At 74.5% G+C, this 24,329-nt stretch carries 26 protein-coding genes; 19 read left to right on the plus strand and 7 right to left on the minus strand.

All coding sequences use genetic code 11. The features are described from left to right. Positions 1 to 2 precede the first annotated feature (2 nt). The gene (locus ACI799_RS12980) at positions 3 to 965 is read left to right on the plus strand and encodes an NAD(P)H-dependent flavin oxidoreductase (RefSeq protein WP_456590070.1); all 963 of its coding nucleotides are present in this window, start codon (positions 3 to 5) and stop codon (positions 963 to 965) included. Here ACI799_RS12980 and ACI799_RS12985 read toward each other — a convergent pair. Genes ACI799_RS12985 through ACI799_RS12995 form a run of 3 tightly spaced genes read right to left on the minus strand, consistent with a single transcriptional unit; the run spans position 950 to position 3,431 of the window. Beyond that, complete coding sequence (locus ACI799_RS12985) at positions 950 to 1,654, minus strand: DsbA family oxidoreductase (RefSeq protein ID WP_456590069.1); 705 nt, start codon at positions 1,652 to 1,654, stop codon at positions 950 to 952. The two genes, ACI799_RS12980 and ACI799_RS12985, sit on opposite strands and share 16 nt — an antisense overlap. A 41-nt stretch (positions 1,655 to 1,695) precedes the next feature. Beyond that, a complete protein-coding gene (locus tag ACI799_RS12990) occupies positions 1,696 to 2,088 on the minus strand; it encodes an FKBP-type peptidyl-prolyl cis-trans isomerase (protein ID WP_456613238.1) in 393 nt (130 codons plus the stop codon). Further along, positions 2,076 to 3,431, minus strand: coding sequence for an MFS transporter (locus tag ACI799_RS12995; RefSeq protein ID WP_456599988.1), 1,356 nt, complete (start codon positions 3,429 to 3,431; stop codon positions 2,076 to 2,078). Before ACI799_RS12995 ends, ACI799_RS12990 begins: the two co-directional genes overlap by 13 nt. Before the next feature lie 121 nt (positions 3,432 to 3,552). Between ACI799_RS12995 and ACI799_RS13000 the strand changes: the two genes are divergently transcribed. The 10 genes from ACI799_RS13000 to ACI799_RS13045 all read left to right on the plus strand — a co-directional run bounded on the left by ACI799_RS13000 (position 3,553) and on the right by ACI799_RS13045 (position 12,301). Further along, the gene (locus ACI799_RS13000; RefSeq protein ID WP_456590066.1) at positions 3,553 to 3,942 is read left to right on the plus strand and encodes a VOC family protein; all 390 of its coding nucleotides are present in this window, start codon (positions 3,553 to 3,555) and stop codon (positions 3,940 to 3,942) included. 37 nt (positions 3,943 to 3,979) lie between these two features. After that, positions 3,980 to 5,689, plus strand: a complete 1,710-nt coding sequence (locus ACI799_RS13005; RefSeq protein WP_456613239.1) for a glycoside hydrolase family 13 protein — start codon at positions 3,980 to 3,982, stop codon at positions 5,687 to 5,689. A gap of 61 nt (positions 5,690 to 5,750) precedes the next feature. Further along, positions 5,751 to 6,443 carry a TetR/AcrR family transcriptional regulator C-terminal domain-containing protein gene (locus tag ACI799_RS13010; protein WP_456599989.1) on the plus strand — a complete coding sequence of 231 codons (693 nt, stop codon included), beginning with the start codon at positions 5,751 to 5,753 and terminating at the stop codon, positions 6,441 to 6,443. Positions 6,444 to 6,527: 84 nt separating this feature from the next. Continuing rightward, positions 6,528 to 6,995, plus strand: a complete 468-nt coding sequence (locus tag ACI799_RS13015; protein ID WP_456599990.1) for a nitroreductase family deazaflavin-dependent oxidoreductase — start codon at positions 6,528 to 6,530, stop codon at positions 6,993 to 6,995. After that, positions 6,992 to 7,699: a DUF4386 domain-containing protein gene (locus ACI799_RS13020; RefSeq protein WP_456599991.1), complete on the plus strand. Its 708-nt coding sequence runs from the start codon at positions 6,992 to 6,994 to the stop codon at positions 7,697 to 7,699. The genes ACI799_RS13015 and ACI799_RS13020 overlap by 4 nt, the downstream gene beginning before the upstream one ends. Positions 7,700 to 7,703: 4 nt before the next feature. Then, the gene (locus ACI799_RS13025) at positions 7,704 to 8,369 is read left to right on the plus strand and encodes a maleylpyruvate isomerase family mycothiol-dependent enzyme (protein WP_456613240.1); all 666 of its coding nucleotides are present in this window, start codon (positions 7,704 to 7,706) and stop codon (positions 8,367 to 8,369) included. A 44-nt stretch (positions 8,370 to 8,413) separates the two neighbouring features. Further along, positions 8,414 to 8,758 (plus strand): TfoX/Sxy family protein, encoded by a 345-nt coding sequence (locus tag ACI799_RS13030; RefSeq protein ID WP_456590060.1) that lies wholly within the window; start codon positions 8,414 to 8,416, stop codon positions 8,756 to 8,758. A gap of 46 nt (positions 8,759 to 8,804) precedes the next feature. After that, complete coding sequence (locus ACI799_RS13035) at positions 8,805 to 10,043, plus strand: MFS transporter (protein ID WP_456613241.1); 1,239 nt, start codon at positions 8,805 to 8,807, stop codon at positions 10,041 to 10,043. Positions 10,044 to 10,134: 91 nt separating this feature from the next. Next, positions 10,135 to 11,247 carry an FUSC family protein gene (locus ACI799_RS13040; RefSeq protein ID WP_456613242.1) on the plus strand — a complete coding sequence of 371 codons (1,113 nt, stop codon included), beginning with the start codon at positions 10,135 to 10,137 and terminating at the stop codon, positions 11,245 to 11,247. A 34-nt stretch (positions 11,248 to 11,281) separates the two neighbouring features. Further along, positions 11,282 to 12,301, plus strand: a complete 1,020-nt coding sequence (locus ACI799_RS13045) for a DNA polymerase III subunit beta family protein (RefSeq protein WP_456613243.1) — start codon at positions 11,282 to 11,284, stop codon at positions 12,299 to 12,301. Between the two features lie 74 nt (positions 12,302 to 12,375). Here the strand turns inward: ACI799_RS13045 and ACI799_RS13050 are convergent, their stop codons facing one another. Both ACI799_RS13050 and ACI799_RS13055 read right to left on the minus strand, forming a co-directional pair. Continuing rightward, positions 12,376 to 13,632, minus strand: a complete 1,257-nt coding sequence (locus tag ACI799_RS13050) for an acyl-CoA dehydrogenase family protein (RefSeq protein WP_456590056.1) — start codon at positions 13,630 to 13,632, stop codon at positions 12,376 to 12,378. 103 nt (positions 13,633 to 13,735) lie between these two features. Further along, a complete protein-coding gene (locus tag ACI799_RS13055; RefSeq protein ID WP_456613244.1) occupies positions 13,736 to 14,692 on the minus strand; it encodes a helix-turn-helix transcriptional regulator in 957 nt (318 codons plus the stop codon). Positions 14,693 to 14,751: 59 nt separating this feature from the next. On the opposite strand from ACI799_RS13055, the gene ACI799_RS13060 reads away from it, so the two are divergent. After that, complete coding sequence (locus ACI799_RS13060) at positions 14,752 to 15,921, plus strand: epoxide hydrolase family protein (RefSeq protein ID WP_456599996.1); 1,170 nt, start codon at positions 14,752 to 14,754, stop codon at positions 15,919 to 15,921. A gap of 20 nt (positions 15,922 to 15,941) precedes the next feature. Here ACI799_RS13060 and ACI799_RS13065 read toward each other — a convergent pair whose 3' ends face one another. Further along, a complete protein-coding gene (locus ACI799_RS13065; RefSeq protein ID WP_456613245.1) occupies positions 15,942 to 17,909 on the minus strand; it encodes an acetoacetate--CoA ligase in 1,968 nt (655 codons plus the stop codon). A 55-nt stretch (positions 17,910 to 17,964) separates the two neighbouring features. Here ACI799_RS13065 and ACI799_RS13070 point away from each other — a divergent pair, with 55 nt between their 5' ends. Then, positions 17,965 to 18,369, plus strand: a complete 405-nt coding sequence (locus ACI799_RS13070; protein ID WP_456597769.1) for a DUF2237 family protein — start codon at positions 17,965 to 17,967, stop codon at positions 18,367 to 18,369. Between the two features lie 10 nt (positions 18,370 to 18,379). On the opposite strand, the gene ACI799_RS13075 is transcribed toward ACI799_RS13070, so the two are convergent. After that, positions 18,380 to 18,580 carry a hypothetical protein gene (locus tag ACI799_RS13075; protein ID WP_456590051.1) on the minus strand — a complete coding sequence of 67 codons (201 nt, stop codon included), beginning with the start codon at positions 18,578 to 18,580 and terminating at the stop codon, positions 18,380 to 18,382. A 92-nt stretch (positions 18,581 to 18,672) separates the two neighbouring features. On the opposite strand from ACI799_RS13075, the gene ACI799_RS13080 reads away from it, so the two are divergent. The 6 genes from ACI799_RS13080 to ACI799_RS13105 all read left to right on the plus strand — a co-directional run bounded on the left by ACI799_RS13080 (position 18,673) and on the right by ACI799_RS13105 (position 24,186). Further along, positions 18,673 to 19,167 carry a glutathione peroxidase gene (locus ACI799_RS13080; RefSeq protein ID WP_456590050.1) on the plus strand — a complete coding sequence of 165 codons (495 nt, stop codon included), beginning with the start codon at positions 18,673 to 18,675 and terminating at the stop codon, positions 19,165 to 19,167. A gap of 110 nt (positions 19,168 to 19,277) precedes the next feature. Then, on the plus strand, positions 19,278 to 19,991 hold the full coding sequence (locus ACI799_RS13085) for a mycothiol-dependent nitroreductase Rv2466c family protein (protein ID WP_456590049.1): 714 nt from the start codon (positions 19,278 to 19,280) through the stop codon (positions 19,989 to 19,991). 91 nt (positions 19,992 to 20,082) lie between these two features. Further along, the gene (locus ACI799_RS13090) at positions 20,083 to 21,138 is read left to right on the plus strand and encodes a FecCD family ABC transporter permease (protein ID WP_456590048.1); all 1,056 of its coding nucleotides are present in this window, start codon (positions 20,083 to 20,085) and stop codon (positions 21,136 to 21,138) included. Continuing rightward, positions 21,135 to 22,241 carry a FecCD family ABC transporter permease gene (locus tag ACI799_RS13095; protein ID WP_456590047.1) on the plus strand — a complete coding sequence of 369 codons (1,107 nt, stop codon included), beginning with the start codon at positions 21,135 to 21,137 and terminating at the stop codon, positions 22,239 to 22,241. The genes ACI799_RS13090 and ACI799_RS13095 overlap by 4 nt, the downstream gene beginning before the upstream one ends. Further along, on the plus strand, positions 22,238 to 23,083 hold the full coding sequence (locus ACI799_RS13100) for an ABC transporter ATP-binding protein (RefSeq protein WP_456590046.1): 846 nt from the start codon (positions 22,238 to 22,240) through the stop codon (positions 23,081 to 23,083). The genes ACI799_RS13095 and ACI799_RS13100 overlap by 4 nt, the downstream gene beginning before the upstream one ends. Positions 23,084 to 23,166: 83 nt before the next feature. Beyond that, positions 23,167 to 24,186, plus strand: coding sequence for an ABC transporter substrate-binding protein (locus ACI799_RS13105; protein WP_456590045.1), 1,020 nt, complete (start codon positions 23,167 to 23,169; stop codon positions 24,184 to 24,186). The last annotated feature ends 143 nt before the right edge of the window (positions 24,187 to 24,329 follow it).

The raw sequence follows: 24,329 nt of genomic DNA on the forward strand, positions 1-24,329 counted from the left end.
AGGTGCTCACGACCGCATTGACCCGCCGCTTCTCCCTCACCACGCCGGTCATCGGGGCCCCGATGGCCGGCGTGGCTGGTGGGGGGCTCGCTGCCGCGGTGTCCCGCGCCGGCGGGCTCGGGATGATCGGGATCAGCGCGAAGCACAGCGCCGACTTCCTCGCCGAGCAGTGCGCGATCCCGCGCGCCGACGGGCTGCCGTTCGGCGTCGGGCTGATGGCCTGGGCGCTCGCCGACCGGCCCGACCTGCTCGCGGCGACGGTCGCCGCGCGGCCGGCCCTGGTGTCGGTCTCCTTCGGCGACCCGGCCCCCTACGTGCCGGCGCTGCACGATGCCGGGATCGCCGTCTGCGCCCAGGTCAACACCGTCGCCGACGCGCGAGGCGCGCTCGACGCCGGCGTCGACGTTCTGGTCGCGCAGGGCACCGAGGCGGGCGGCCACACCGGGCACCGCGGCCTGCTCCCGCTGCTGCAGGAGGTACTCCCCCTCACCGATCGCCCGGTGGTCGCCGCCGGCGGCATCGCGACCGGCCGCGGGATGGCCGCCGCCCTTGCCGCCGGCGCGGCGGGCGTGTGGATCGGGACGGCTCTGCTGTCCTGCACGGAGGGGCTGAACTCCGCCGCCGCACGGGAGCGGGTGCGGCAGGCGACCGGCGAGGAGACCGTGCTGACCCGCGCCTTCGACGTCGCGGAGGGGCTCGCCTGGCCGGAGCGCTGGCCCGGGCGGGCGCTGGTCAACGACTTCTCCCGGGTCTGGCACGGCCGCGAGGAGGAACTGGTGCACGACGCCGAGGCCCGGCAGTCCGTGGTGGACGGCCGGCGCACCGGGGACCCGGCGACCGCGCCGGTCTACGCCGGGGAGGCCGTCGGCCTGGTCACCGCCGAGCGCTCGGCCACCGACGTCGTCCGTGAGCTGGACACCGGAGCCGAGCAGGCGCTGCGCGCGGTCGGTCAGCTACTGGGCTGAACGGCGCAGCCGTCGTCGGTGCAGCCCTCGGCGGCCGGCACGGTGACCAGCGGGTGGGCGTCGGCCCAGGCCCGCTCCAGCACCTGCAGCAGCAGCTCGGCCGGCTGGGCGCCCGCGGCCCCGTACTTCCGGTCGACGACGAAGAACGGCACGCCCGTGGCGCCCAGGGCCTGCGCGGTGGCGCCCTCCTGCCGGACGGCGGCGAGGTAGCGGCGGTCGGTCAGCGCCTCCCGGATCTCGGCCTCGTCCAGCCCGACCTGCACCCCGAACGGGACGAGCGAGTCGACGTCGAAGACCGGCCGGCCCTCCTCGAAGTAGGCGTGCAGCAGGAGCTCCTTGAGCTCGTTGCGCTTGCCGTGCTCGGCGGCCAGGTGCAGCAGCTCGTGGGCCAGCAGGGTGTTGCCGCTGACGGCGTCGGCGAGGTGGTACTCCAGCCCCTCACCGGCCGCGACCTGCTCGACCTGCGCCATGTTCTCGCGCATCTGCTCGACGGTCGTGCCGTACTTGCGCGCCAGCGCCGGGAGCGTGGGGTGCGTCTCGCCCTCGGGGACGCTCGGGTCGAGCTGGAAGGAGCGCCACACGACCTCGACCTGGTCGCGGTGCGGGAACTTCTCCAGCGCGGACTCCAGCCGGCGCTTCCCGATGTAGCACCACGGGCACACGACGTCGGACCAGACCTCTACCTGCATGCCTGGCCCAACGTCGTCGCCGCCTCGATCCTTCCGCCGGGTCAGCCGCCGGTGAAGGGGCGCACCCCGACCAGGTCCACCACGAAGACCAGCGTGGCGCCGGGCTTGATCACGCCGCCGGCGCCGCGGTCGCCGTAGGCCTTGTGCGGCGGGATGGTGAGCCGGCGGCGGCCGCCGACCTTCATGCCGACGATGCCCTCGTCCCAGCCCTGGATGACCATGCCGACGCCCACGCGGAACTCCAGCGGGTCGCCCCGGTCCCAGGAGGCGTCGAACTGCTCGCCACCCTCGTGGGTGACGCCGACGTAGTGGCAGCTCACCAGGTCGCCGGCCTTGGCCTCGGGGCCGTCGCCGACGACGAGGTCCTCGATCACCAGGTCGTCGGGCGCCGGCCCGGTGGGCGGCTCGACGTCCGGTCGGGTCAGCTCGGCCACGGTTCTCCCTCCCGCGCCGGGGCTGTCCCGGCGTCGTCACCCCCCATCCAAGCAGCGGCCGGGCCGGGCGGCTCCTCCGCGGCCGTCGGGGCGCCGACGTCGAGGGGGTGGGCGATCTCGTCGGCGGGGAGGCGCGCGGCCCAGATGGCGACGACGGCGAACACCGGCGGGGCGAGACCGGCCACCAGGAAGGCACCGGAGCGCCCGACCAGCTCGGCCAGCGGCGCCGCGAGCGCCATGGACAGCGGCATGAGGCTCAGCGAGACGAAGAAGTCGAGGCTGGAGACCCGCCCCAGCAGCTCGCCCGGCACCCGGCGCTGCAGCAGCGTGCCCCAGATGACCATGCCGGCCTGCGAGGTGCCGCCGACCACGGCCGCCGCCGCGAGCATGACGACGAGGTCGGTGGTGAAGCCGAACGCGACCAGCGGGATGCAGCCCAGCCCCCACAGCAGGGTCATCACCGTGAGGTAGCGGCGCGGCAGCCGCCACGAGGCGACCAGCAGCGAGCCCAGCGCCCCGCCGAAGCCGAAGGCGACCAGCACCCAGGCGTGCTGGCGGGCCCCGCCGCCGGCGTCGGCGATGGCGAACGGGACGAGCACCTCGAACGGGCCGATGAAGGCCAGCAGCATGAAGGCGGCGAACAGCAGCGTCGCGAGCAGCCACGGGGTGGCGACCATGTAGCGCACGCCCTCGCGGACGTCGGCGAGCAGGCCGGGCGGCGGGTCGCCGTCGCCCGCCGGCGGGCGGCGCACCGGGGTGCTGGGCAGGGCCCACAGGAAGGCGGCGGCGAGGAAGGCGGTCGCGGCGGTGACCGCCAGCGCCGCGCCCGGGGACCACGCGGCGACGAGGAAGCCGGCCGCCGCGGGCCCGGCCGCCTGGCCCAGCACGGGGCGGACCGCGCCCTCCAGCCCGTTGACCGCGAGCAGGTCCTCCGCGGGTACGAGGGCGGGCACCAGCGCCGAGTAGGCGGGGTAGAACATCCCCAGGGCGACGCCGTCGACGAGCGAGACCAGCGCGAGCTGCCACAGCTCGAGCACGCCGGTGAGCGACAGCGCGGCCGCCACGGAGACCGCGCCGCCCTGCAGCAGCGCGACGACCAGCAGCAGCCGCCGCTGGGGTACCCGGTCGGCCAGCGCTCCGCCGAGCAGCGTCGTCACCAGCATGCCGCCGGAGCTGAGCGCAGCGACCAGGGACAACGCCCCCGGGCCACCGTCGAGGCCGAGGACCTGCCAGACCATGGCGATCGCCCACAGCCCCTGGGTGAGCAGCGACAGCGCCATCGCAGCCGCCAGCAACCGGTAGGAGGTGTGCCGGAGCGGCGCCAGGGCGCGCGGCAGCGTCACAGGTCACCTCCCGGGGTCGGGGCCCATCCTGGACGACGGGTGCGACAGATCCCCACCCGGTTTCCGGCCGGCGCGATGGACCGGTGCCCGAGGGGCGCCCGCGCCGCTACGGTCGGCGGGCATGATCGACCACCTGGGCCTGCAGTGCGCCGACGCCGAGGCGGCGGCCTCCTTCTACCAGCGCGTCTTCGCGACCTGCGGCGTCCGCGAGGCGATGCGCATCGACACCCCGCACGGGCCGGTGATCGGCCTGGCGGGGCCCGACGGGCAGCCGCAGCTGTGGACGAGCCCCGCCGAGGACACCGGCCACCGCCCGGTGCACCTGGCGCTGGCGGCACCCTCGCGCGCGGCCGTCGACGAGGTGTTCGCCGCGGCGCGGGCGGCGGGCGCGGAGATCCTGCACGAGCCGCGGGAGTGGCCCGAGTACCACCCGGGCTACTACGGCGTCTTCTTTCGGGATCCCGACGGCAACAACGTGGAGGCCGTGCACCACGGGTTCCCGGCACCCTGACCGTGCGGCGGGCCGCCCGGCGTGCTGGGCTGGGCACATGCCCGTCGAGCAGCCCCCGTGGTGGACCCGTGCCGTCGTCTACCAGGTCTACCCGCGCTCGTTCGCCGACTCCGACGGCGATGGCATCGGCGACCTCGGCGGGATCCTTCTGCACGTCGACCACCTGGCCGACCTCGGCGTCGACGTCCTGTGGCTCTCGCCGGTCTACCCCTCGCCGCAGGCCGACAACGGCTACGACATCAGCGACTACCAGGACATCGATCCGCTCTTCGGCACCCTGGAGCAGCTCGACGAGCTGATCGAGGCACTCCACGCCCGCGGCATCAAGCTGGTGATGGACCTGGTGGTCAACCACACCAGCGACCAGCACCCGTGGTTCGTCGAGTCCCGCTCGTCGAAGGACTCGCCCAAGCGCGACTGGTACTGGTGGCGGCCGCCGCGGCGCGGCATGGCACCGGGCGCCCCGGGCGCGGAGCCGACGAACTGGCAGTCGTTCTTCTCCGGCCCGACCTGGGAGCTCGACGAGGCCAGCGACGAGTACTACCTGCACCTGTTCGACCGCCGGCAGCCCGACCTCAACTGGGAGGACCCGGAGGTCCGGCAGGCGGTGTACGAGATGATGCGGTGGTGGCTCGACCGCGGGGTCGACGGCTTCCGCATGGACGTCATCAACATGATCAGCAAGGACGTCGGACCGGCCGGCGAGCTGCACGACGGGCCCCCGCTGCCCGGCTCGTCGCTGGGTGACGGCTCGGCGTCCTACCTGTGCGGGCCGCGGATCCACGAGTTCCTGCAGGAGATGCACCGGGAGGTATTCGCCGGGCGCTCCGAGAAGCTGCTGACCGTCGGCGAGATGCCCGGCGTGACCGTCGAGCAGGCCCGGCTGTTCACCGACCCGGCCCGCGGCGAGGTGGACATGGTCTTCCAGTTCGAGCACGTGGGGCTGGACCACGGGACGTCGAAGTGGGACGTCCACCCGCTGCGGATGCGCGACCTCAAGGCCTCGTTCGGCCGCTGGCAGGCCGGCCTGGCCGAGGTGGGGTGGAACTCCCTCTACTGGGACAACCACGACCAGCCGCGGGCGGTGTCCCGGTTCGGCGACGACTCACCGCAGTACCGCCGCGACTCGGCGACCTGCCTCGCCACCCTGCTGCACCTGCACCGGGGGACGCCGTACGTCTACCAGGGCCAGGAGATCGGGATGGCGAACTACCCGTTCACCTCGCTGGAGGAGTTCGCCGACGTCGAGTCGCTCAACCACCACGTGCACGCCGTCTCCGCCGGCCACGACCCGGCGGAGGTGCTGGCCGCGCTGCGGTGCATGAGCCGGGACAACGCCCGCACGCCGGTGCAGTGGGACGCCTCGCCGCACGCCGGCTTCACCACCGGGACGCCGTGGCTGGCGGTGAACCCCGACCACGTGGAGTGGAACGTGGCGGCACAGCGGGACGACGACACCTCGGTGCTCGCCCACTACCGGCGGCTCATCGCGCTGCGCCACACCGACGACGTCGTCGCCCTGGGCGACTTCACCATGCTGCTGCCCGACCACGACGAGGTGTACGCGTTCACCCGCTCGCTGGGCGGCGTCGAGCTGCTCGTCGTCTGCAACCTGTCGCGGACGCCGTACCGGTTGGCCGAGCTGCTGCCCGAGGCGCCGGCCGCCGAGCTGGTGCTGGGCAACATGGCCGACGACGACCCCGCCGAGCTGCGCCCCTGGGAGGCCCGCGTCCTGCGCCTGCCGTGAGCCACCAACCGCCCGGCGCTCCTTACGGTGTACGGGTCGATCCCCCGCGGACAGGTGGTCCATGGCACCCCGTACCGACGCTCCCGCCCGCTCGGCGCTGACCCGCCGGCGGGTGCTGCAGGCTGCCGTCGACCTCGCCGACCGCGAGGGCCTCGCCGCGCTGACCATGCGGCGGCTGGCCCAGGAGCTCGGGGTCGAGGCCATGTCGCTGTACCACCACGTCGCCAACAAGGAGGCCGTCCTCGACGGCGTCGTCGAGGTGGTGATCGGCGAGATCGTCGCCGCCGTGGACGGCGTCGGCCCGGACCCGGCGGAGGACTGGCGGGCGGCGCTGCGGGCCCGCGTCCTCACGGCCCGCCAGGTACTGCTGCGGCACACCTGGGCACCGCCGGTCATCGAGACGCGGACCGCCATGAACGCCGAGATCGTCGGCTACTACGACGGGCTGCTCGGCATCCTGCGGGCGGGCGGCTTCTCCTACGACCTGGCCCACCACGCCATGCACGCGCTCGGTTCCCGGGCCCTGGGCTTCACCCGCGAGCTGTTCACCCCGGCCGATCCGGAGACCGGTGGGCAGGAGGCGATGGCGATGCTCGAGCAGCTGGCCGACCGGTACCCGCACCTGGCCGGCATGCTCGCCGACACCGTCCACGAGGACGAGGGGGTCCTCGGCTGGTGCGACGACCAGGCCGAGTTCGAGTTCGCCCTGGATCTCCTCCTCGACGGGCTCGACCGGCGCGTCGGCCACAGCTGAGGTCGGTGGCCGACGGCCTGGACACGTCCGCGCCGGCTCGCTACCTTACGGCGTAAGGGATCCTTACACCGTAAGGGAGATGCCATGGGTGCCATCCGGATCGGCGCAGCGCTGCTCCTGCTGCTGACCGCGCTGTTCGTGCAGTCCTTCCGCGCGAAGTGGGGGCCCGTCCAACGCGCCGTCCGCAGGTTCAACCGCGACGTCACGAACCCCCGCCAGCTGGAGACGGCCGGGCAGCCCGGTGCGTACGCGTCGGTAGTGCACCACCGCGGCCGGGTGAGCGGTGCCGCCTACCGGACGCCGGCCGTCGCGGTGCCGACCGACGACGGCTTCCTGTTCGCCCTGCCCTACGGCCCGGGCGCCGACTGGGTGCGCAACGTGCTGGCGGCCGGCAGCGCCACCGTCGAGCACGAGGGCCGGTCGGTGCCGGTGCAGCGGCCGCGCCTGGTTCCGGCAGACGAGGGGAACCGGTTCTTCCCGCCCGGTGAGCAGCGGATGCACCGGCTCTTCGGCGTCGTCGACTTCCTCCGGGTATCGGAGGCCGGCCGGTGACGACGGCGCAGCTGCACGTCGAGCGGCGGGAGCTGGACCGCCGCGCGGGCCTCGTCGCCGGCACCGCACTCCTGCTGATGGCGGCGCTGGCGGCCGTCGGCTACGGCGCCGCCGTGGAGGGTCTGGTGACGCCCGGCGATCCGGGGCGGACCGCCACCGACGTCCTCGCCGCCGAAGGTCTGTTCCGCGCCGGCATCCTGTGCCTGATCGGGGTGGCCGTCCTCGACGTCGTCGTCGCCTGGGCGCTCCACCAGGTGTTCGCGCCGGTCGACGCCCGGCTGTCCCTGCTGGCCGCGGTCTGCCGGCTGGTGTACACCGCCGTGTTCCTCGTCGCGATCGGCCACCTGGCGGCGGCGGCGAACCTGCTCGCCACCGATGCCGTCCTCGGCGCAGCGGAGATCGACCGGTTCGACGCCATCTGGAACACCGGCCTGCTGCTGTTCGGCGTCCATCTGGTGCTCGTCGGGGTGCTGGCCCACCGGTGGCGCGCCGCACCGCGGGGGCTGGGCGTGCTCCTGGTCGTGGCCGGCCTGGGCTACGCGTTCGACAGCGCCGGGGCGGTGCTCTCGGCGGGGTCCTGGCCGACCGTCGCGCAGTTCACCTTCCTCGGCGAGGTCCTGCTGGCGCTGTGGCTCCTGTGGCGCGGCCGACGTGCGGCCCGGGCAGCAACCGGCCCCGGGCCAGGCGCACCGCTGGCACGATGACGGCGTGGACACGTTCGCGGAGATCGCCGGCGAGCGCCGCGAGCTGGCCGCCCTCCTGTCGGGGCTGACCGGTGAGCAGCAGGCGACGCCGAGCCTCTGCAGCGCGTGGACCGTGCACGACGTGGTCGCGCACCTGGTCGTGCCCCTGGAGGTGAGCACCCCGAAGTTCGGGCTGGCGATGCTCGCGTGCCGGGGGAACTTCGACCGGGCGAACGTCCGGGTGACCCGCGAGCAGGCGCGCCGGCCCTTCGGCGAGCTCGTCGAGGTGCTGCACCGGAAGGCCGGCTCGCGGTTCACCCCGCCCGGGGCAGGCCCCGAGGCGCCCCTCACCGACCTCCTCGTGCACGGCCTGGACATCCGCTGGCCGCTGGGCATCGCGCGCGACGTCCCCGAGGAGCGCCTGCGGACGTCCCTGACCTTGGTGGCCGACGGTGGCTTCGTCCGCAAGGGCACGCTGGACGGTCTGCGGTTCGAGGCGGACGACCTCGACTGGGCGCACGGCACCGGCCCCGCCGTCCGCGGGAACGCCGATGCGCTCCTGCTCGCGATGACCGGCCGCCCGGCCGCGCTCGACCACCTCGACGGCGACGGCGTACCGGTCCTGCGCGTCCGGCTGGGGCAACCGTCCGGGCGCCGGGACGGGGAGGAGCGCAGACCGTCCGAGCGATGACCGCAGGCCCTAGGCTGCCGGCGTCCCGGAGGAGAGGACCGCGCATGGCCTACGACGTCGCACTGGCAGACCGCGTCCGCGACGCGCTCCCCGCGGAGAAGGCCGTCCGCGAGGTGAAGATGTTCGGCGGCCTCGCGTTCATGGTCGGCGAGAAGATGGTGGCCTGCGTCTCGGCCGGCGGCGGCGACCTGCTGGTGCGCGTCTCCCGCGGCCGCGATGCCGATTGCCTCGAGGTGGCCGGGGCCCACCGGGCCGAGATGGGCGCCGGCCGGTCGATGGGCGAGGGGTGGATCGCCGTCGACGGGGCCGCCCTCGCCGCGGACGAGGACCTGCACTTCTGGATCGACGCCGTCCTGGAGCACAACGCCGAGCAGGCTGCAGCCCGCTGACCGGGCGGGCTCCCGCCCCACCCCACCCGCCTAAGCTCCTCACCTCGTGGGCCGGGTCGTCGAAGCAGTGCTCCCGGCGCGCATGGGGACGCCGTTCCGCTGGCTGGTCGGCTCCTCCTGGGTGACCAACCTCGGCGACGGCATCGCGCTGGCCGCCGGGCCGCTGCTGGTGGCGTCCCAGACCAGCGACCCCTTCCTCGTCGCGCTCGCCGCCCTGCTGCAGCGGCTGCCCTGGCTGCTGTTCGGCCTCTACGCCGGGGTGCTCGCCGACCGGGTGGACCGCCGCCTGCTGGTGATCGCCGTCGACGTGGCGCGCGCCGTCGTCCTCGGCGTGCTGACACTCGCCCTCGTCACCGGCCGAGCGGGCATCGCGGTGGTCCTCGCCGCGATGTTCCTGCTGGGCACCGCCGAGGTCTTCGCCGACACGACCTCCGGGACGCTGCTGCCGATGGTCGTCGACCGCGCCGACCTCGGCGTCGGCAACGCCCGGATGATGGCCGGTGCGCTGACCATGAACCAGATGGCCGGCCCTGCCCTGGGCGCGGTGCTGTTCGCGACGGGCTCGGCCTGGCCGTTCCTGGTGCAGGGGCTGTGCGTGGCGCTCGGCGCGCTGCTGCTCGTGCGCATGGCGCTGCCCCCGCTCCCCCGCGCGCCGGGCGGGCGGCACGTCGGCCGGGAGATCGTCGAGGGGCTGCGCTGGACGTGGGGCAACGGCCCGGTGCGCACGCTGACGATCACGATCGTCACCTTCAACGTCACCTACGGCGCCGCGTGGTCGGTGCTGGTGCTCTACGCGACCGACCGGCTGGGGCTCGGCGCGATCGGGTTCGGGCTGCTGACCACGGTGACGGCGGTGGGGGGCCTGCTCGGCACCGCGTCCTACGACTGGCTGGCCCGGCGCGCCGACCTCGCCCTGCTCATGCGCGTCGGGCTGGTCATCGAGACCCTCACGCACCTGGGCCTGGCGCTGACCACGGTCCCGTGGGTCGCGGCGACGATCCTGTTCGTCTTCGGCGCGCACCTCTTCGTCTGGGGGACGACGTCACGGACCATCCGCATGCGGGCGGTGCCCACGGAGCTGCAGGGCCGGGTGGGCAGCCTCTACTACATCGGCGTGTTCGGCGGGATCGTCGCCGGCCAGGCGCTCGGCGGCGTCATCGCCAAGGTGTGGGGCATCACCGGGCCGTTCTGGTTCGCCTTCGTCGGCTCGGCGGTGATCCTCGCGCTCATCTGGCGCGAGCTGGCCCACGTCGCGCACGCCGACGAGGCCGCGCCCACGGGCTGACCACGAGCTCGGCCGCGGCAGCGCGTCCCCGCCCGCCGTGGTGCAATGCCAGGTCCGGGAGGACGACCTCCCGGCGACGGACGGGACGGTGATGCAGCACTCCAGCTCCCGGTCCGGCGACGGGTCCGGGCACCGCCGCTCCTGGTGGGGGGCGGCGCGCCGCACCTGGGCCCGGCACCCCCGGATCGGCCTCGCGATGCGAGCCGCCGTCGCGGCCACGCTCGCCTGGTGGCTGGCCCTCCTGGTCCCCGGCCCCCTCTCGGACTACCCGTACTACGCCCCGCTCGGCGCGGTCATCGCCACCACCGCGTCCACCCTGGCCGGCTCGGTCCGCTCGTCGGTGCAGACGGTCGCCGCCATCGCGCTGGGTGCCGGGGTCGCCCTGGTCGGCGACGTGCTGATCGGCCAGCGGCTGGTCACCCTCGCCGTCGTCATCGCCGTCAGCGTCGTGCTCTCCGGGTGGGAGTGGCTGGGCAGCGCCAGCAGCTGGCTGTCCACGGCCGCGTTGTTCATCCTGCTCTTCGGCAACGAGAACACGACGGCGTACGTGCTCGGCTACCTCGGGCTCACCTTCATGGGGGCGCTCGTCGGCCTCGCCGTGACCGCCGCCTTCCCGCCGCTTCCCCTGGCACCGGCGGAACAGACGCTCGCGACCCTGCGGGACGCCCTCGCCGGGCAGCTGGACGACCTGGTCGACGGGTTGCGGCAGGACCACCCACCCACGCAGGACGAGTGGCGCGGCCGGATCCGCACGCTCGACCCGCTGCTGGCCCACATGCGCGACGCCGTCCGCCTGACCGACGAGGCCCGCCGGGGCAACCGCCGCGCGACCCGGTACCGGGAGGCGGCCGACCGTCAGTACCGGCAGGCCCGGGCGCTCGAGCGCCTGACGCTGCTCGTCGAGGACCTCACCCAGCTGATCGCCGAGACCGAGCTCGCCGATCTGGAGACGGTCCCGCTGGGGCCGCGGCTGCGACCTCCGGCATCCCGGGCCCTGGCCGCCCTGGCGGACGTGCTCCGCTCGGTCGGCGGCGCGACGGCCGACCCCGAGGCCGTCCGCCGGGCCGATGCCGCGCTTGCCGAGTTCACCACCGAGCTGCGCCGCGCCCGGGCCACCACCGACGACGACCTGCTCGACGCCGGAAACATCGCCGGGGCCGTCCGCCGGTCGCTGGAGTCCGTCCGCCCGGCGGGCGATGCTTGACCCTCGACCCGGTCGAGGCCCGAGGGTCCGGGGCGTGGAGGAACGCATGCGGGGGATCGGCCGGATGGCGCGCGACTCGGGCCTGACGGTGAGCGCCCTGCGGTTCTACGACGGCGCCGGCGTGCTCGTGCCGGCCCGCGTGGACCCGTGGAGCGGCTACCGCTGGTACAGCGACGAGCAGGTCGTCGTCGCCCGGCTCGTCGCCCGGCTGCGGCGGGTGGCCATGCCGCTCGCCGAGATCCGCCGGGTGGTCGAGCACCGGGACGACCCGGCCGTCGCCGATGTCGTCCTCGAGGCGCACCTGCGGCGCCTGGAGGACGGGCTGGCCGACGCCCGCCGCGAGCTCTTCCACGCCCGATCCCTACTGGCCCAGGAGAGCCTCATGACCAGCATCCGCAGCACGACCGCGACCTTCCTCGACGCCCTGCGGGGCGTGCGCTTCGCCGTCGGCCGCGACCCCGAACTCCCGGCGCTCACCGGCGTGCTCCTCGACGCCGACGCCGACGACGTCCGCCTGGTGGCCACCGACCGCTACCGCCTGGCCGTGCGAACCCTGGCCGACGCCGCCGTGGAGGGCCAGGCCGTCAGCGCCGTCCTCCCCGTGGCGCTGGTCGACGAGGCGCTGCTGACCCTGACGCCCGACGACGGCCCCCTGACCGTCTCGGTGGACGGCGCGGACGTCGTCCTCGCGGCCGGCGACAGGTCGGTGCGCGGGCGCCGCGTGGACGCCGACTTCCCCGACTACCGCCGGATCGTGCGGGCGTCGGGCAGCTCCCGGGTCGAGGTCGACGTCGCGCGGTTCCGCGAGCAGCTGGCCGCCGCCCCGATCCGGACGGTGCGCAGCCCGGAGGACGGCACCGAGCACGCCGCCACCGTGCTGAGCCTCGGCGACGTCGAGGTGGGCGTGAACCGCGAGTTCCTGCTCCAGGCCCTGGACGCCGAGGACGCCGGCCAGCTGGTGCTCGACCTCGACGGGCCGATCGCGCCGCTGGTCATGCGGGCACCGGGCCGGTCCGGCGACCTCAGCATGCTGATGCCGATCGCGCTGGACTGATCTAGCGCCGCTGTGCGCTGATCGGGGTCTCGGGCAGCTCATCACCCCGATCAGCGCACAGTCGCGGGGCCGGCTCAGCCCAGCGGCGAGCGGGGGAGCAGCCGGTCGCTGATGATCCGCTTCTGGATCTCGCTGGTGCCCTCGAAGATCGTGGTCAGCCGGGCGTCCCGCCAGTGCCGCTCCACCTGCCGCTCGGTGGTGTAGCCGTTCCCGCCGTGCAGCTGCATGGCCTGGTTGGTCACCCGCACCGACATCTCGGTGGCCTCCAGCTTCACCATCGACGCCTCCTTGTGCACCGGCAGCCCCAGGTCGAGCAGGTGGGCGACCTGGCGGTAGAAGGCGCGCGACTGCTCGATCTGCGCGGCCATCTCGGCGACGGCGAAGCGCAGCGCCTGGAAGTCGCCGATCGGGTGGCCGAACTGCTCGCGCTCCTGCAGGTAGCGGATGCAGTCCTCCAGCGCCGCGCGCGCCAGCCCCACGGCCCGGGCCGCGGTGTGCACGCGGGCGGTGTTGAGGAACTTCTGCGCCTCGGCGAATCCCGCCTGCTTCGCGGCGTCCCCCTCCTCGGCGCTCTCCTCCTGCGCGGCCTTCGCCTGGTCGATCACGTTCTCCCGGGGGATCCGGACGCCGTCGAAGGTGAGGTCCCAGGTTAGGAAGCCGTGGTAGCCGATCTTGTCGATCGGGGAGCCGGACAGGCCCTCGGGGAACTCCCCGCGCTCCTTCTCCAGCAGCAGGTTGATCAGCCCGGCCGAGCGCGACTCCCCCGGCTCCGGGTCGCGCTCGCGCACCAGGACCTGGATGAAGTCGGCGGCCTTGGCGTTGCCGCACCAGCGCTTGCGGCCGGTGACGACCCACTCGTCGCCGTCGAGCACCGCCCGGGTGGAGACGCCGGCGAGGTCGGAGCCGGCGTCGGGCTCCGAGAGCGCGATCGCGCCGATCCACTCCCCCCGGGCGCTGCGGCCCAGCAGCTCGTGCCGCCGGTCGGCGTCGAGGACCGCCGTCCCCAGACCCTGGGAGCGGGCCAGGATGCTCGCCGTCGACATCCAGGCGCGGGCCAGCTCCTCGCTGACCATGCAGTACTCGAAGACGCCGAGGCCCAGTCCGCCCTGCTCCGCGGGCACGGTGATGCCGAAGTAGCCCAGCTCGGCCAGCCGCGCCAGCAGGGACGCCGGGATCTCGCCCTTCTGCGGGTCGAGCTCGTTCGCGACCGGCAGCACCTCCTCCATCGCGAACCGGCGCGCCTGCTCCTGCAGCGCCTCCCGCTCCGGGGTGTGCCACGGCGGCAGCAGCACCGGCGGCTGCGGCTCGCGGATCTCGTCGGTGCTGGTCATGGCGCGTCCTCCTCGTCGAGGGCGGTGATCACTCCACCTTGGCGGCTGCCTGTTCCCCCGGCACGCCGTCGTCACCCGCGAGGTGAGCAGCCTCACGGGTGGGTCACGTCGTGGCGGCGGTGTAGCGGGCCGCGAGAACGCGCAGCCGCTCGACGAGCTCCGGCGGCTCGAGCACCCGGAAGTCCAGGTCGAGCAGCGAGATGTACACGGCCATCGTCTCGAAGCTGTCCGCCCCCGTCACGAGCGTGCTGGTGCGCGCGTCGACCGGCTCGACGACGCCGACGGCCGGGTTGATGCGGGCACGCACCTCGGCGGCCGGCGCCAGCACGGTGATCCGGGCGTGGACGGCCCACCCCTCCGAGGCCACCGCCCGCATGACGTAGGCGCGCAGGTCCTCGGTGGGCAGGGGCTCCGGGGTGAACCGCCGGCCGGTGCGGGGGCCGAGGGCCAGGCGGTCGACCCGGAACACCCGCCAGCGGCCGCTCTCCGGCTCGCGACCCAGCAGGTACCACCGGCGCTCCCAGCTGACGAGCCGGTACGGCTCGACGAGCACGCGGACGCCGTCGTGCTCGAAGCGCAGCCACTCCACGTCCCGGATCGCCGCCGCCACCGCGGTGAGCACGGTCGGGTCGACCGGCGGATCCTCCTCGGGTGTGCCCGCGTCGTCGGCGATCTGGGTGGTGGCCGCCGTCAGGCTGCTGACCTGGCGGCGCAGGCGTGCGGGCAGCACCTGCTCGAGCTTCGCCAGTGCCCGCGCGCTGGTCTCCGCGACGCGCTCGATCGCGCTCGCCGACGCAGCCCGCAGGCCGAGCGCGAGGGCGACGGCCTCGTCGTCGTCGAGCAGCAGCGGCGGGAGCGATGCGCCGGCCCCCAGCCGGTAGCTCCCCAGCGAGCCGCGGGTGGCCTCCACGGGATAGCCGAGGGTGCGCAGTCGCTCCACGTCGTTGCGGACGGTCCGCGTCGTCACCCCCAGACGGTCCGCGAGCTCCGGCCCCGACCAGGCCGGCCGGGCCTGCAGCAGGGCGAGCAGGGCCAGCAGACGGGCCGACGTCTCGAGCACCGGAGAATCCTCGCACCAACAGGAACGAACCGTTCCTGTTGGCCTCCTAGGTTCGTCCCATGACCTCCACGACGGACACTCCGACCACCTCCTCCACCGGCATCCGGCCGTTCCGGGTCGAGATCCCGCAGGCCGACCTCGACGACCTCCTCGCCCGGCTGGGGCGCACCCGCTTCCCGGCACCCGCCCCGGGCGACGACTGGACCTACGGCGTCCCGAACAGCTACCTGGTCGACGTCGTCGAGCAGTGGCGCACCGCGTACGACTGGCGTGCGGCGGAGGCGCGGATGAACGAGTTCCCGCACTTCCTCACCGATATCGACGGCCAGACGATCCACTTCCTGCACGTTCCGTCGGTGGAGGCCGGCGCCACCCCGTTGCTGCTGCTGCACAGCTACCCGGGCTCCTTCGTCGACTTCCTCGAGCTCATCCGCCCGCTGACCGATCCGGTCGCCCACGGCGGTGCGGCCGAGGACGCCTTCTCCGTGGTGGTGCCCTCGATGCCGGGGTTCGCCTTCAGCACCCCGGTCACGGACCGCGGCTGGACCACGGCCCGCGTCGCCCGCACCTACGACTCCCTCATGCGACGGCTCGGCTACGACAGCTACGGCGCGCACGGCAGCGACACCGGGGCGATGGTCGCCCGCGAACTCGGCCTGCTCGAGCCGGCGGGCTTCCTCGGCGCCCACGTCCTGCAGCTGTTCTCGTTCCCCTCGGGCGACCCGGCCGAGTTCGAGAAGCTCGAGCCGAAGGATCACGCGGCGCTGGAGCACCTGCAGTGGTTCCAGTCGGTCGGCGGCTACAACGCGCTCAACGCCTCCCGCCCGCAGACCGTCGCCGCCGCGTTGTCGGACTCCCCCGTCGGGCAGCTCGCGTGGAACGAGCTCTTCCAGTCCTTCGGCAACGGCACGAGCCTCGTCACCACCGAGCAGATCCTCACCGAGGTCACCCTCGAGTGGCTCACGAACACCTCGGCGAGCGTCGGCCGGTACCACTTCGAGGAGGCCCACGCGCAGCGCGAGCCGGCCGTCAACCACTCGCCCGTCGGCGTCGCGGTCTTCTCCGACGACTTCAAGAGCATCCGCGCCTTCGCCGAGCGGGACAACGACGCCATCGTCCACTGGAGCGAGTTCGAGGGCGGGGGGCACTACGCGGCGCTCGAACGGCCGGACGTCCTCGCCGGCGACATCCGGGCCTTCTTCGCCACGCTGGCGCGCACCGCCCGCTGACCGCCGGGCGGTCGGTGCGGCTAGTGCGTGCGGTCCCTCGCCAGCCGGATGAAGTGCTCGACCAGCGCGGCGTCGTCGACGGTGCCGGTGTTCACGGCCTTCGCCGGGTCCACGCCCTGGAACAGCCGCTTGAGCGGCACCTCCAGCCGCTTGCCGGTGCGGGTGTGCGGCACGCCGGGGACGGCGATGACCTCGTCGGGCACGTGGCGCGGGCTGGCCGTCGTCCGGATCTCCTCCCGGAGCCGCCCCACGAGCTCGTCGGTCAGCTCCTCCCCCGGGGCGAGCTGCACGAACAGCGGCATCCAGTAGCCGCCCTCGGGCAGCTCGACCCCGAGCACGACGCAGTCGACGACCTCGGGGAAGGCCTCGACGGCGGCGTAGATGTCCGCGGTGCCCATGCGCACCCCGCCGCGGTTGAGCGTGGAGTCCGACCGGCCGGTGATGATGCAGGTGCCGCGCTCGGTGATCTCCAGCCAGTCGCCGTGCCGCCACACCCCGGGCCACGGCTCGAAGTACGCCGCCCGGTACCGCGCGCCGTCCGGGTCGTTCCAGAAGTACAGCGGCATCGAGGGCATCGGCTCGGTGACCACCAGCTCCCCCAGCTCGCCGACCACCGGCTCGCCCTGCTCGTTCCACGACTCCACGGCCACACCCAGCATGGGCCGCTGCAGCTCGCCCACCGTGACCGGGAGCAGCGGTGAGCTCCCGATGAAACCGGTGGCGACGTCGGTGCCACCGGACGCGGAGACCAGCTGCAGGTCCGTGCCCACGGCGTCGTAGACCCAGCGGTAGGAGGCCTCGGGCAGGGGGGAGCCGGTGCAGCCGAGCACGCGCAGCGCGGAGAGGTCGTGGTCGTCGCCGGGGCGGACGCCGGCCTTCTGACAGGCGCCCAGGTACCCGGGGCTGGTGCCCAGCAGGGTGATCCCGACCTTCGCGGCGAGGGCGAACTGCGCGTCCACGGTCGGGTAGGCGGGCGCCCCGTCGTGGAGCACCGCCGTGGCGCCCGACAGCAGCGAGGAGGCGACGACGTTCCACATCATCCAGGCGGTGGAGGTGTACCAGTAGAAGCGGGCGCCCGGCGCCAGGTCCTGGTGCAGCAGCCCCCACTTGAGGTGCTCCAGCACCACCCCGCCGTGACCGTGCACGATCCCCTTGGGGAGCCCGGTCGTGCCCGACGAGTAGACGATCCACAGCGGCGCGTCGAACGGCGTCGGCTCGAACGCCGGGTCCTGCCGGTCGGCGACGGCGTCGGCCCAGGGCAGGGCGCCGTCGGGCACCTCGTCGGGGAAGAGCCGGGGGACGGCGATCGTCGTCCGCACCGTGGGCAGCGCCTCGCGCAGCTGCGCCACCACCTCACGCCGGTCGTGCGCTCGCCCGTTGAACCGGTACCCGTCGACGGCGACCAGCACGGTGGGCTCGATCTGGGCGAACCGGTCGAGGACGGCGCGGGTGCCGAAGTCGGGCGCGCAGGACGACCAGACGGCCCCGACCGCGGCCGCGCCGAGGAAGGCGACGATCGTCTCGGGGACGTTGGGCAGATAGCCGGCGACCCGGTCACCGGGACGGACGCCGAGGCGGCGCAGCGTGGCGGCGAAGGCCCCCACCTGGCCACGGAGTTCGGCCCACGGGATCTCGACGGGCTCGGTGTCCTCCGCGACGGCGATCAGCGCGGGCCGGTCGTCGGCGGCCTGGCGGAACACCTGCTCGGCGTAGTTGACCGCCGTCCCCGGGAACCAGACCGCGCCCGGCATCTCGCGGGAGGTGAGCACCTGGTCATCGGGGACGTCGAGCACGCCGGTCCAGCGGGCGAGGTCACCCCAGAACTGGTCGAGGTGCTCGATCGACCACCGCCACAGGGCGTCGTAGTCGACCGGGTCACCGAAGGAGAGGCCGCGGCGCTGCGCCACCCAGCCGGCGAAGGCGGCGCTCCGGGTGCCGGCGATCGACGCGGCGGTGGGCCGCCAGAGGATCTCGGGGATCTCGCTCACGCCCGCACCATGCCATCCTGGACGCCCGCCGACCACGCCCACCCGAGGAGGGCCCGTGCTGCCCGACCCCGCCGGCGAGCGGAACGTCCTCGGTGGGCCGCTGGAGCCCTGCGGCACGGACCCGGTCACCGGCTTCTACCGCGACGGGCACTGCCGCAGCGGCCCCGACGACCTCGGCCGGCACACGGTCTGCACCGTCGTCTCCACCGAGTTCCTGGCGGTGCAGCGGGAGCTGGGCAACGACCTCAGCACCCCGCGCCCGGAATACGGCTTCCCCGGGCTGCGGCCGGGCGATCGCTGGTGCGTGGTCGCCACCCGCTGGCTGCAGGCCTACCAGGCGGGTGCGGCGGCGGGGGTCGTGCTGGCCGCCACCAACGCCCGCGCCCTGGAGGTCGTGCCGCTGGAGGCGTTGCGCCGCTACGCCGTCGACGTCCCGGACGACGCCAGCGGTCTGGGCTGAACCGCCGGGCTCAGCCCCCGGACCCTCCACCGCCCAGCATCCAGCTGTGCTTGTTGACCGCGCCGCGCGCGTCCGGGCCGTCCGTCCGGTCGCGGTCGAGGCGGCCGTCGGGCAGCTCGTCGCGCCACTCCTCCTGCCGCGGCCCGCGCCGGACGTAGAGGGTTGCGGCGACCACCACCAGCACCGCCGCCGTGATCAGCAGCCACTCCACGGGACCTCCTCGTGCCGGACACCCGCCACCCTAGGCGCCGCGGTGGGGGCCGGCCTGGAATGAACCCTCGGCCGGCGGCGCTGCGGCCGGGCATGAGCGACCTCCTCGACACGCCCGTGACCACGCTGCAGGGCGCCGCCACGACGCTGCGGGAGCTGACCGCCGGCGGCCCGGCGCTGGTCGTCAACGTGGCCAGCCGCTGCGGCCTGACCCCGCAGTACACCGCGCTGGAGGCGCTGCACGAGGAGTACCGCGACCGCGGCTTCACCGTCGTGGGCGTGCCCTGCAACCAGTTCATGGGGCAGGAGCCCGGCACCGCCGAGGAGATCGAGCAGTTCTGCTCGGCCACCTACGGCGTCACCTTCCCGCTGACGGAGAAGGCCGAGGTGAACGGCCCGGGCGCGCACCCGCTCTTCCGGCAGCTCACCGCCGTGCCCGACGTGGACGGGCAGGACGGCGACGTCGCCTGGAACTTCGAGAAGTGGGTGCTCAGCGGCCAGGGCGAGGTGGTGGCCCGCTTCCGGCCGCGCACCGAGCCCGACGCCCCCGAGGTCCGGGCCGCCATCGAGTCGGTCCTGCCGGTCTGACGCCGGCCCCTCACCCCAGGCTCGTGGTCGCGACCCCGGCCGCACGGTGCTGGGGCCACGGCCCCAGCACTGGGGCGGCGCGGTCGGGCGGGAGCGCCTAGGTTCGCGCCATGGCCGATCTGCGCTTCTGGTTCGACCCGGTCTGCCCGTTCGCCTGGATGACGAGCAAGTGGGTCCGGCAGGTGAGCGCGCAGCGGGAGTACGCCGTCGAGTGGCGGTTCATCTCGCTGCGGCTGCTCAACGCCCACGTCGACTACGCCAGCCACTTCCCGCCCGAGTACGAGGCCGGGCACACGTCGGGCCTGCGCCTGCTGCGGGTCGCCGCCCGCACCCGCGCCGAGCACGGCCCCGAGGCCGTCGGCCCGCTCTACGCGGCGCTCGGCGCACGCGTCTTCGAGCAGCCCGCTAGCCCGGGCGACGAGGCGCGGCGCGGCACCCGGGAGTTCGCCGAGCCGGCGCTCGCCGAGGCGGGGCTGCCCACGGCGCTCGCCGATGCCGTGGACGACGACAGCTGGGACGCGCAGATCCAGGCGGAGACCGACGAGGCGCTCGGGCTCGCCGGCAAGGACGTCGGGACGCCGATCCTGCACTTCCGGCCCCCCGAGGGCGTGGCGTTCTTCGGGCCGGTCATCAGCCGGCTGCCCGCCGAGGACGAGGCCGTCGCGCTGTGGGACCACGTCGTGGGGCTCGCTTCGTTCCCCGGCTTCGCCGAGCTGAAGCGCAGCCTGCGCGAGCGCCCCCAGCTGCCGGCCTTCGGTGTGCAGGCCGGCGAGATCGGCCGGCAGGAGGACTGGCACGGCGGGAGCCGCCGGCAGAAGCGCTGAGCTGTCGCGGCCCCATGCGGGAGTGGCGGGATCGACCGAGCGAGCTAAGGTAAGCCTTATCTGACCACGCCGTCCGTCCCGGGAGCTGCTCGTGGCCACCACGGTCGACGTCCCGGCCCGGGACTCGGCACGACCTCCGGCACCGCCGGCGCGCGGCCGACGGCTGGGCACGCTGGCCCTGCTGCTGGTGCTGGTCGTCGCCGCCGCGCTGGCCAGCATCGCGGTCGGCACGCGCTCCATCGGCCTCGCCGACGTGTGGCGGTCGCTGCTCGACTCGGCGCTGGGTTCCGAGGAGGCGGTGATCGTCCGGCAGCTGCGGGTCCCCCGCACGGTGCTGGGGCTCATGGTCGGTGCGGCGCTGGGCGTGGCCGGGGCCCTGATGCAGGGACACACCCGCAACCCGCTGGGCGACCCCGGGCTGCTCGGCGTGACCGCCGGCGCCAGCCTCGCCGTCGTGCTGGCCATCGCCGCGCTGGGCATCCGGACGCCCGGTGACTACGTCTGGTTCGCCTTCGCCGGCGCCCTGGTCGGCACGGTCCTGGTCTACGCGATCGGCTCGGCCGGGCGCGGCGGGGCCACACCGGTCACCCTGGCGCTCGCGGGGGCCGCGCTGTCGGCGCTGTTCTTCGCCCTGGTGCGCGCCGTCGTCGTCACCGACGAGCAGACCCTGGACAGCTTCCGGTTCTGGGTGGTCGGCTCGCTGGCCGGCCGCGGGGCCGACATCGCCTGGCAGGTGGGCCCGTTCATCGCGGCCGGGGTGGTGCTCGCCCTGGCCAACGCCCCGGCGCTGAACCTGCTCGGGCTCGGTGAGGACGTCGCCCGCGGCCTGGGCCAGCGCGTCTGGCAGGCGCGGACGATCGGCCTGGCCGCCATCACCCTGCTGGCCGGCGCCGCGACCGCCGCCTGCGGGCCGATCGCCTTCGTCGGCCTGGTCGTGCCGCACGTCGTCCGCGCGCTCACCGGCCCCGACCACCGGTGGCTGATCCCCTGCTCCGGCCTCCTGGGCGCCGCGCTGCTGCTGGCCGCCGACGTGATCGGCCGCGTCGTGGCCCGCCCGGGGGAGCTGCAGGTCGGCATCGTCCTGGCGCTCATCGGGGCGCCGTTCTTCGTCGCGCTCGTGCGACGTCGCCGGACGGTCACCCTGTGACCGCCACCGCCCCGGCCCGCCCGCGGCCCGCGCCGACCACCCGCCCCCCGCTGCGCAGCGGCACGCCCGTGCGGGTGGGCCCGGTCTCGGCGATCGTCCGCTGGCGCGACGTCGTCGTGCCGGTGGCCGCGCTGGCCGCGCTGGTGCTGGTCTCGGCCCTGAGCATGGGGCGCGGCGACTACCCGATCGGCGTCGGCGAGGTGCTGCGGACGCTGGTCGGCCTGGGCGAGCAGACGCAGGAGTTCATCGTCCTGCAGCTGCGCGCCCCGCGGGTCGTCGTCGGCGCGCTGGTCGGGCTGGCCCTCGGGGTCTCCGGCGCGCTCTTCCAGACCTTCGCCCGCAACCCGCTCGCCTCCCCCGACACCCTGGGCATCACCAGCGGCGCCTCGGTGGGGGCGGTGGCGGCCATCGTGCTGACCAGCGGCACCTCCACCGGCGAGGTACTGGGCGGTCTCGGCGTTCCCCTGGCCGCGCTGCTGGGCGGCCTGGTCACCGGCGTGCTGCTGTTCGTGCTGGCCTGGCGGGCGGGGATCGACGGGTACCGGCTGGTCCTCATCGGCATCGCGCTGTGGTCGGTCGGCGCCGCGCTGGTCGACTGGCTGCTCACCCGCGCCGAGATCTACGACGCCGCGTCGGCGTACGTGTGGATCACCGGCTCGCTCAACGCCCGCACCTGGAACGACGCGCTGCCCCTCGCCGTCGCCGTCGCCGTGCTGCTCCCGCCGGCGCTCGCCGCCGGCCGGGCGCTGGGGGTCATGCAGTTCGGCGACGACACCGCGCGCGGGCTCGGCGTGCGGCTGGCCGGGGCGCAGACCGCGGTCGTGCTGCTCGCGGTGGGCCTCGTCGGCTTCGCGGTCTCGGCCGCCGGGCCGATCACGTTCGTGGCCCTGGTCGTGCCGCAGATCGCGGTGCGGCTGACCCGCGGCTCGCGCCCGCCGCTGCTGACCTCGGGGCTGCTCGGCGCGCTGCTCGTGGTGGCCGCCGACCTGGTGACCCGGACGATGCTCCCCCAGGCCCTGCCGGTCGGCATCCTCACCGCCGCGATCGGCGCTCCCTACCTGCTCTGGCTCCTGGTCCGTGGAAGGCGGCGAGCGACAGCATGACGATCCACCCGGGTACCGAGCTCCTGCACCGGGCGGAGCCCGCCGCCCCACCGGCACCCGTGCGGCTGGCGGCGGAGGAGCTCCGGCTGGCCTACGACGACCAGGTCGTCGTGGACGGGCTCGACCTCGCGCTGACCGAGGGCTCCTTCACCGCGATCGTGGGTCCGAACGGCTGTGGCAAGTCCACGCTGCTGCGCGCGCTCGGCCGGCTGCTGCGCCCGGCGTCGGGCCAGGTGCTGCTGGACGGCCGGTCGATCGCCCGCACGCCGACCCGCGAGGTGGCGAAGGTGCTCGGCCTGCTGCCGCAGACGCCGGTGGCCCCCGAGGGGCTCAGCGTCGGCGACCTGGTGGCCCGCGGGCGGCACCCGCACCAGACGTGGCTGCGCCAGTGGTCGCGCGACGACGAGGCCCTGGTGGCCGAGGCGCTGTCCTGGACGGGCATGGCCGAGCTCGCCGACCGCCCGGTCGACGCGCTCTCCGGCGGCCAGCGGCAGCGGGCCTGGATCTCGATGGCGCTGGCGCAGGGCACCGACCTGCTGCTGCTCGACGAGCCCACCACCTACCTCGACCTCTCCCACCAGATCGACGTCCTGGACCTGGTGGGCCGGCTGCACGCCGAGCGGGGCCGGACGGTCGTGGTCGTACTGCACGACCTCAACCTCGCCGCCCGGTACGCCCAGCGGCTGGTGGCGATGAAGGACGGTGCGCTCGTCGCCTCGGGCACCCCGCACGAGGTGCTCACCGAGCACCTCCTCGCCGAGGTGTTCGACCTCGAGGCCCGGGTGCTCCCCGACCCGGTGACGGGGACGCCGATGGTCGTGCCGGTGCGCCGCCTGCGGTGACCCGCCTTCCCTCCGGGACTTAGGGCAGGCTAACCTTCCCTCGATCGGGATGATCATGCATCCCCGCACCCGAGGGAGTCCCCTTGCACCGCACCTCTCGCCGCCTGCTCGGCGGCTTCCTGGCCCTGGGCACGGCCGTCGGCCTCAGCGCCTGCGGGTCCGAGGACACGGACACCGACGCGGGCGCCGGTACGGAGCCGACCGCCTCCGGCGAGGCCTGGGAGTACACCGACGCCCTGGACAACACCGTCGAGCTGGACGAGACGCCGACCCGGATCGCCGGCCTCAACGACGTCATGGCCTCGCTGTGGAACTACGGCGTCGAGCCGGTGGCCACCTTCGGCCAGACCTCCGCGGCCGACGACGTCGCGTTCGAGGGGCGCGACCTCTCCGACGTCGAGATCGTGGGCGAGACCTACGGGCAGATCGACCTCGAGCAGCTGGCCGCGGCCGACCCCGACCTGATCATCACCTCGGTCTACCCGGTGGACTCGGCGGGGACGCTGGACCCGTCGTCGCCGCCGTACGGCATCGAGTCGCCCGAGCAGCTCGAGCAGCTCGAGCAGATCGCCCCCGTCGTCGCCATCGCCTACCGCGGGTCGGCCGCCGACGTCATGGAGGAGGTGGCCGACCTCGCCGAGAGCCTGGGCGCGGACTCCGGCACCATCGAGTCGGCCCGCGCCGAGTACGAGGAGGCCGCGGCGGCGCTCACCGAGGCCGGCGAGAAGGGCCTCAGCGTCCTGCCGGTCTACGCCACCCCCTCGGAGGGCTGGTGGATGGGCAAGGCCGAGGACGACCCGGCCCTGCGCCTCTACTCCGACCTCGGCGTCGACTTCGTCGACCTGGGCGAGGAGGGCTACTTCTGGAAGCCGGTGGGCTGGGAGCAGGTGCCCGACTACCCCAGCGACGTGCTCCTGTACTCGCTGCGCGGGGGGATGACCCCCGAGGAGATGGCCACCCAGCCGACCGCCGCCCGGCTGCCGGCCCTCCAGGCCGACCAGGCCTACCCGTGGAAGTACATCGGCATGGACTACGCCGCCCAGGCCGAGTACATGCAGGAGCTGGCCGACTGGCTGACCGAGGCCGAGGACGTCACGCCCTGACGCACCGCCCCACTGCCGAGATCACGTGATCTCGGCGCAGCACGGCCCCGGGGGGGGGGGGGGGGGGGGGGGGGGGGGGGGGGGGGGGGGGGGGGGGGGGGGGGGGGGGGGGGGGGGGGGGGGGGGGGGGGGGGGGGGGGGGG

Source organism: Blastococcus sp. SYSU DS0753, assembly GCF_054051175.1.

Bases quoted from the DNA above. Each gene is read 5' to 3' on its own strand.
- ACI799_RS12985 (WP_456590069.1), bottom strand. From the start codon at position 1,654: ATGCAGGTAGAGGTCTGGTCCGACGTCGTGTGCCCGTGGTGCTACATC.
- ACI799_RS13000 (WP_456590066.1), top strand. From the start codon at position 3,553: ATGATCGACCACCTGGGCCTGCAGTGCGCCGACGCCGAGGCGGCGGCC.
- ACI799_RS13005 (WP_456613239.1), top strand. From the start codon at position 3,980: ATGCCCGTCGAGCAGCCCCCGTGGTGGACCCGTGCCGTCGTCTACCAG.
- ACI799_RS13010 (WP_456599989.1), top strand. From the start codon at position 5,751: ATGGCACCCCGTACCGACGCTCCCGCCCGCTCGGCGCTGACCCGCCGG.
- ACI799_RS13015 (WP_456599990.1), top strand. From the start codon at position 6,528: ATGGGTGCCATCCGGATCGGCGCAGCGCTGCTCCTGCTGCTGACCGCG.
- ACI799_RS13030 (WP_456590060.1), top strand. From the start codon at position 8,414: ATGGCCTACGACGTCGCACTGGCAGACCGCGTCCGCGACGCGCTCCCC.
- ACI799_RS13040 (WP_456613242.1), top strand. From the start codon at position 10,135: ATGCAGCACTCCAGCTCCCGGTCCGGCGACGGGTCCGGGCACCGCCGC.
- ACI799_RS13050 (WP_456590056.1), bottom strand. From the start codon at position 13,632: ATGACCAGCACCGACGAGATCCGCGAGCCGCAGCCGCCGGTGCTGCTG.
- ACI799_RS13060 (WP_456599996.1), top strand. From the start codon at position 14,752: ATGACCTCCACGACGGACACTCCGACCACCTCCTCCACCGGCATCCGG.
- ACI799_RS13080 (WP_456590050.1), top strand. From the start codon at position 18,673: ATGAGCGACCTCCTCGACACGCCCGTGACCACGCTGCAGGGCGCCGCC.
- ACI799_RS13085 (WP_456590049.1), top strand. From the start codon at position 19,278: ATGGCCGATCTGCGCTTCTGGTTCGACCCGGTCTGCCCGTTCGCCTGG.
- ACI799_RS13100 (WP_456590046.1), top strand. From the start codon at position 22,238: ATGACGATCCACCCGGGTACCGAGCTCCTGCACCGGGCGGAGCCCGCC.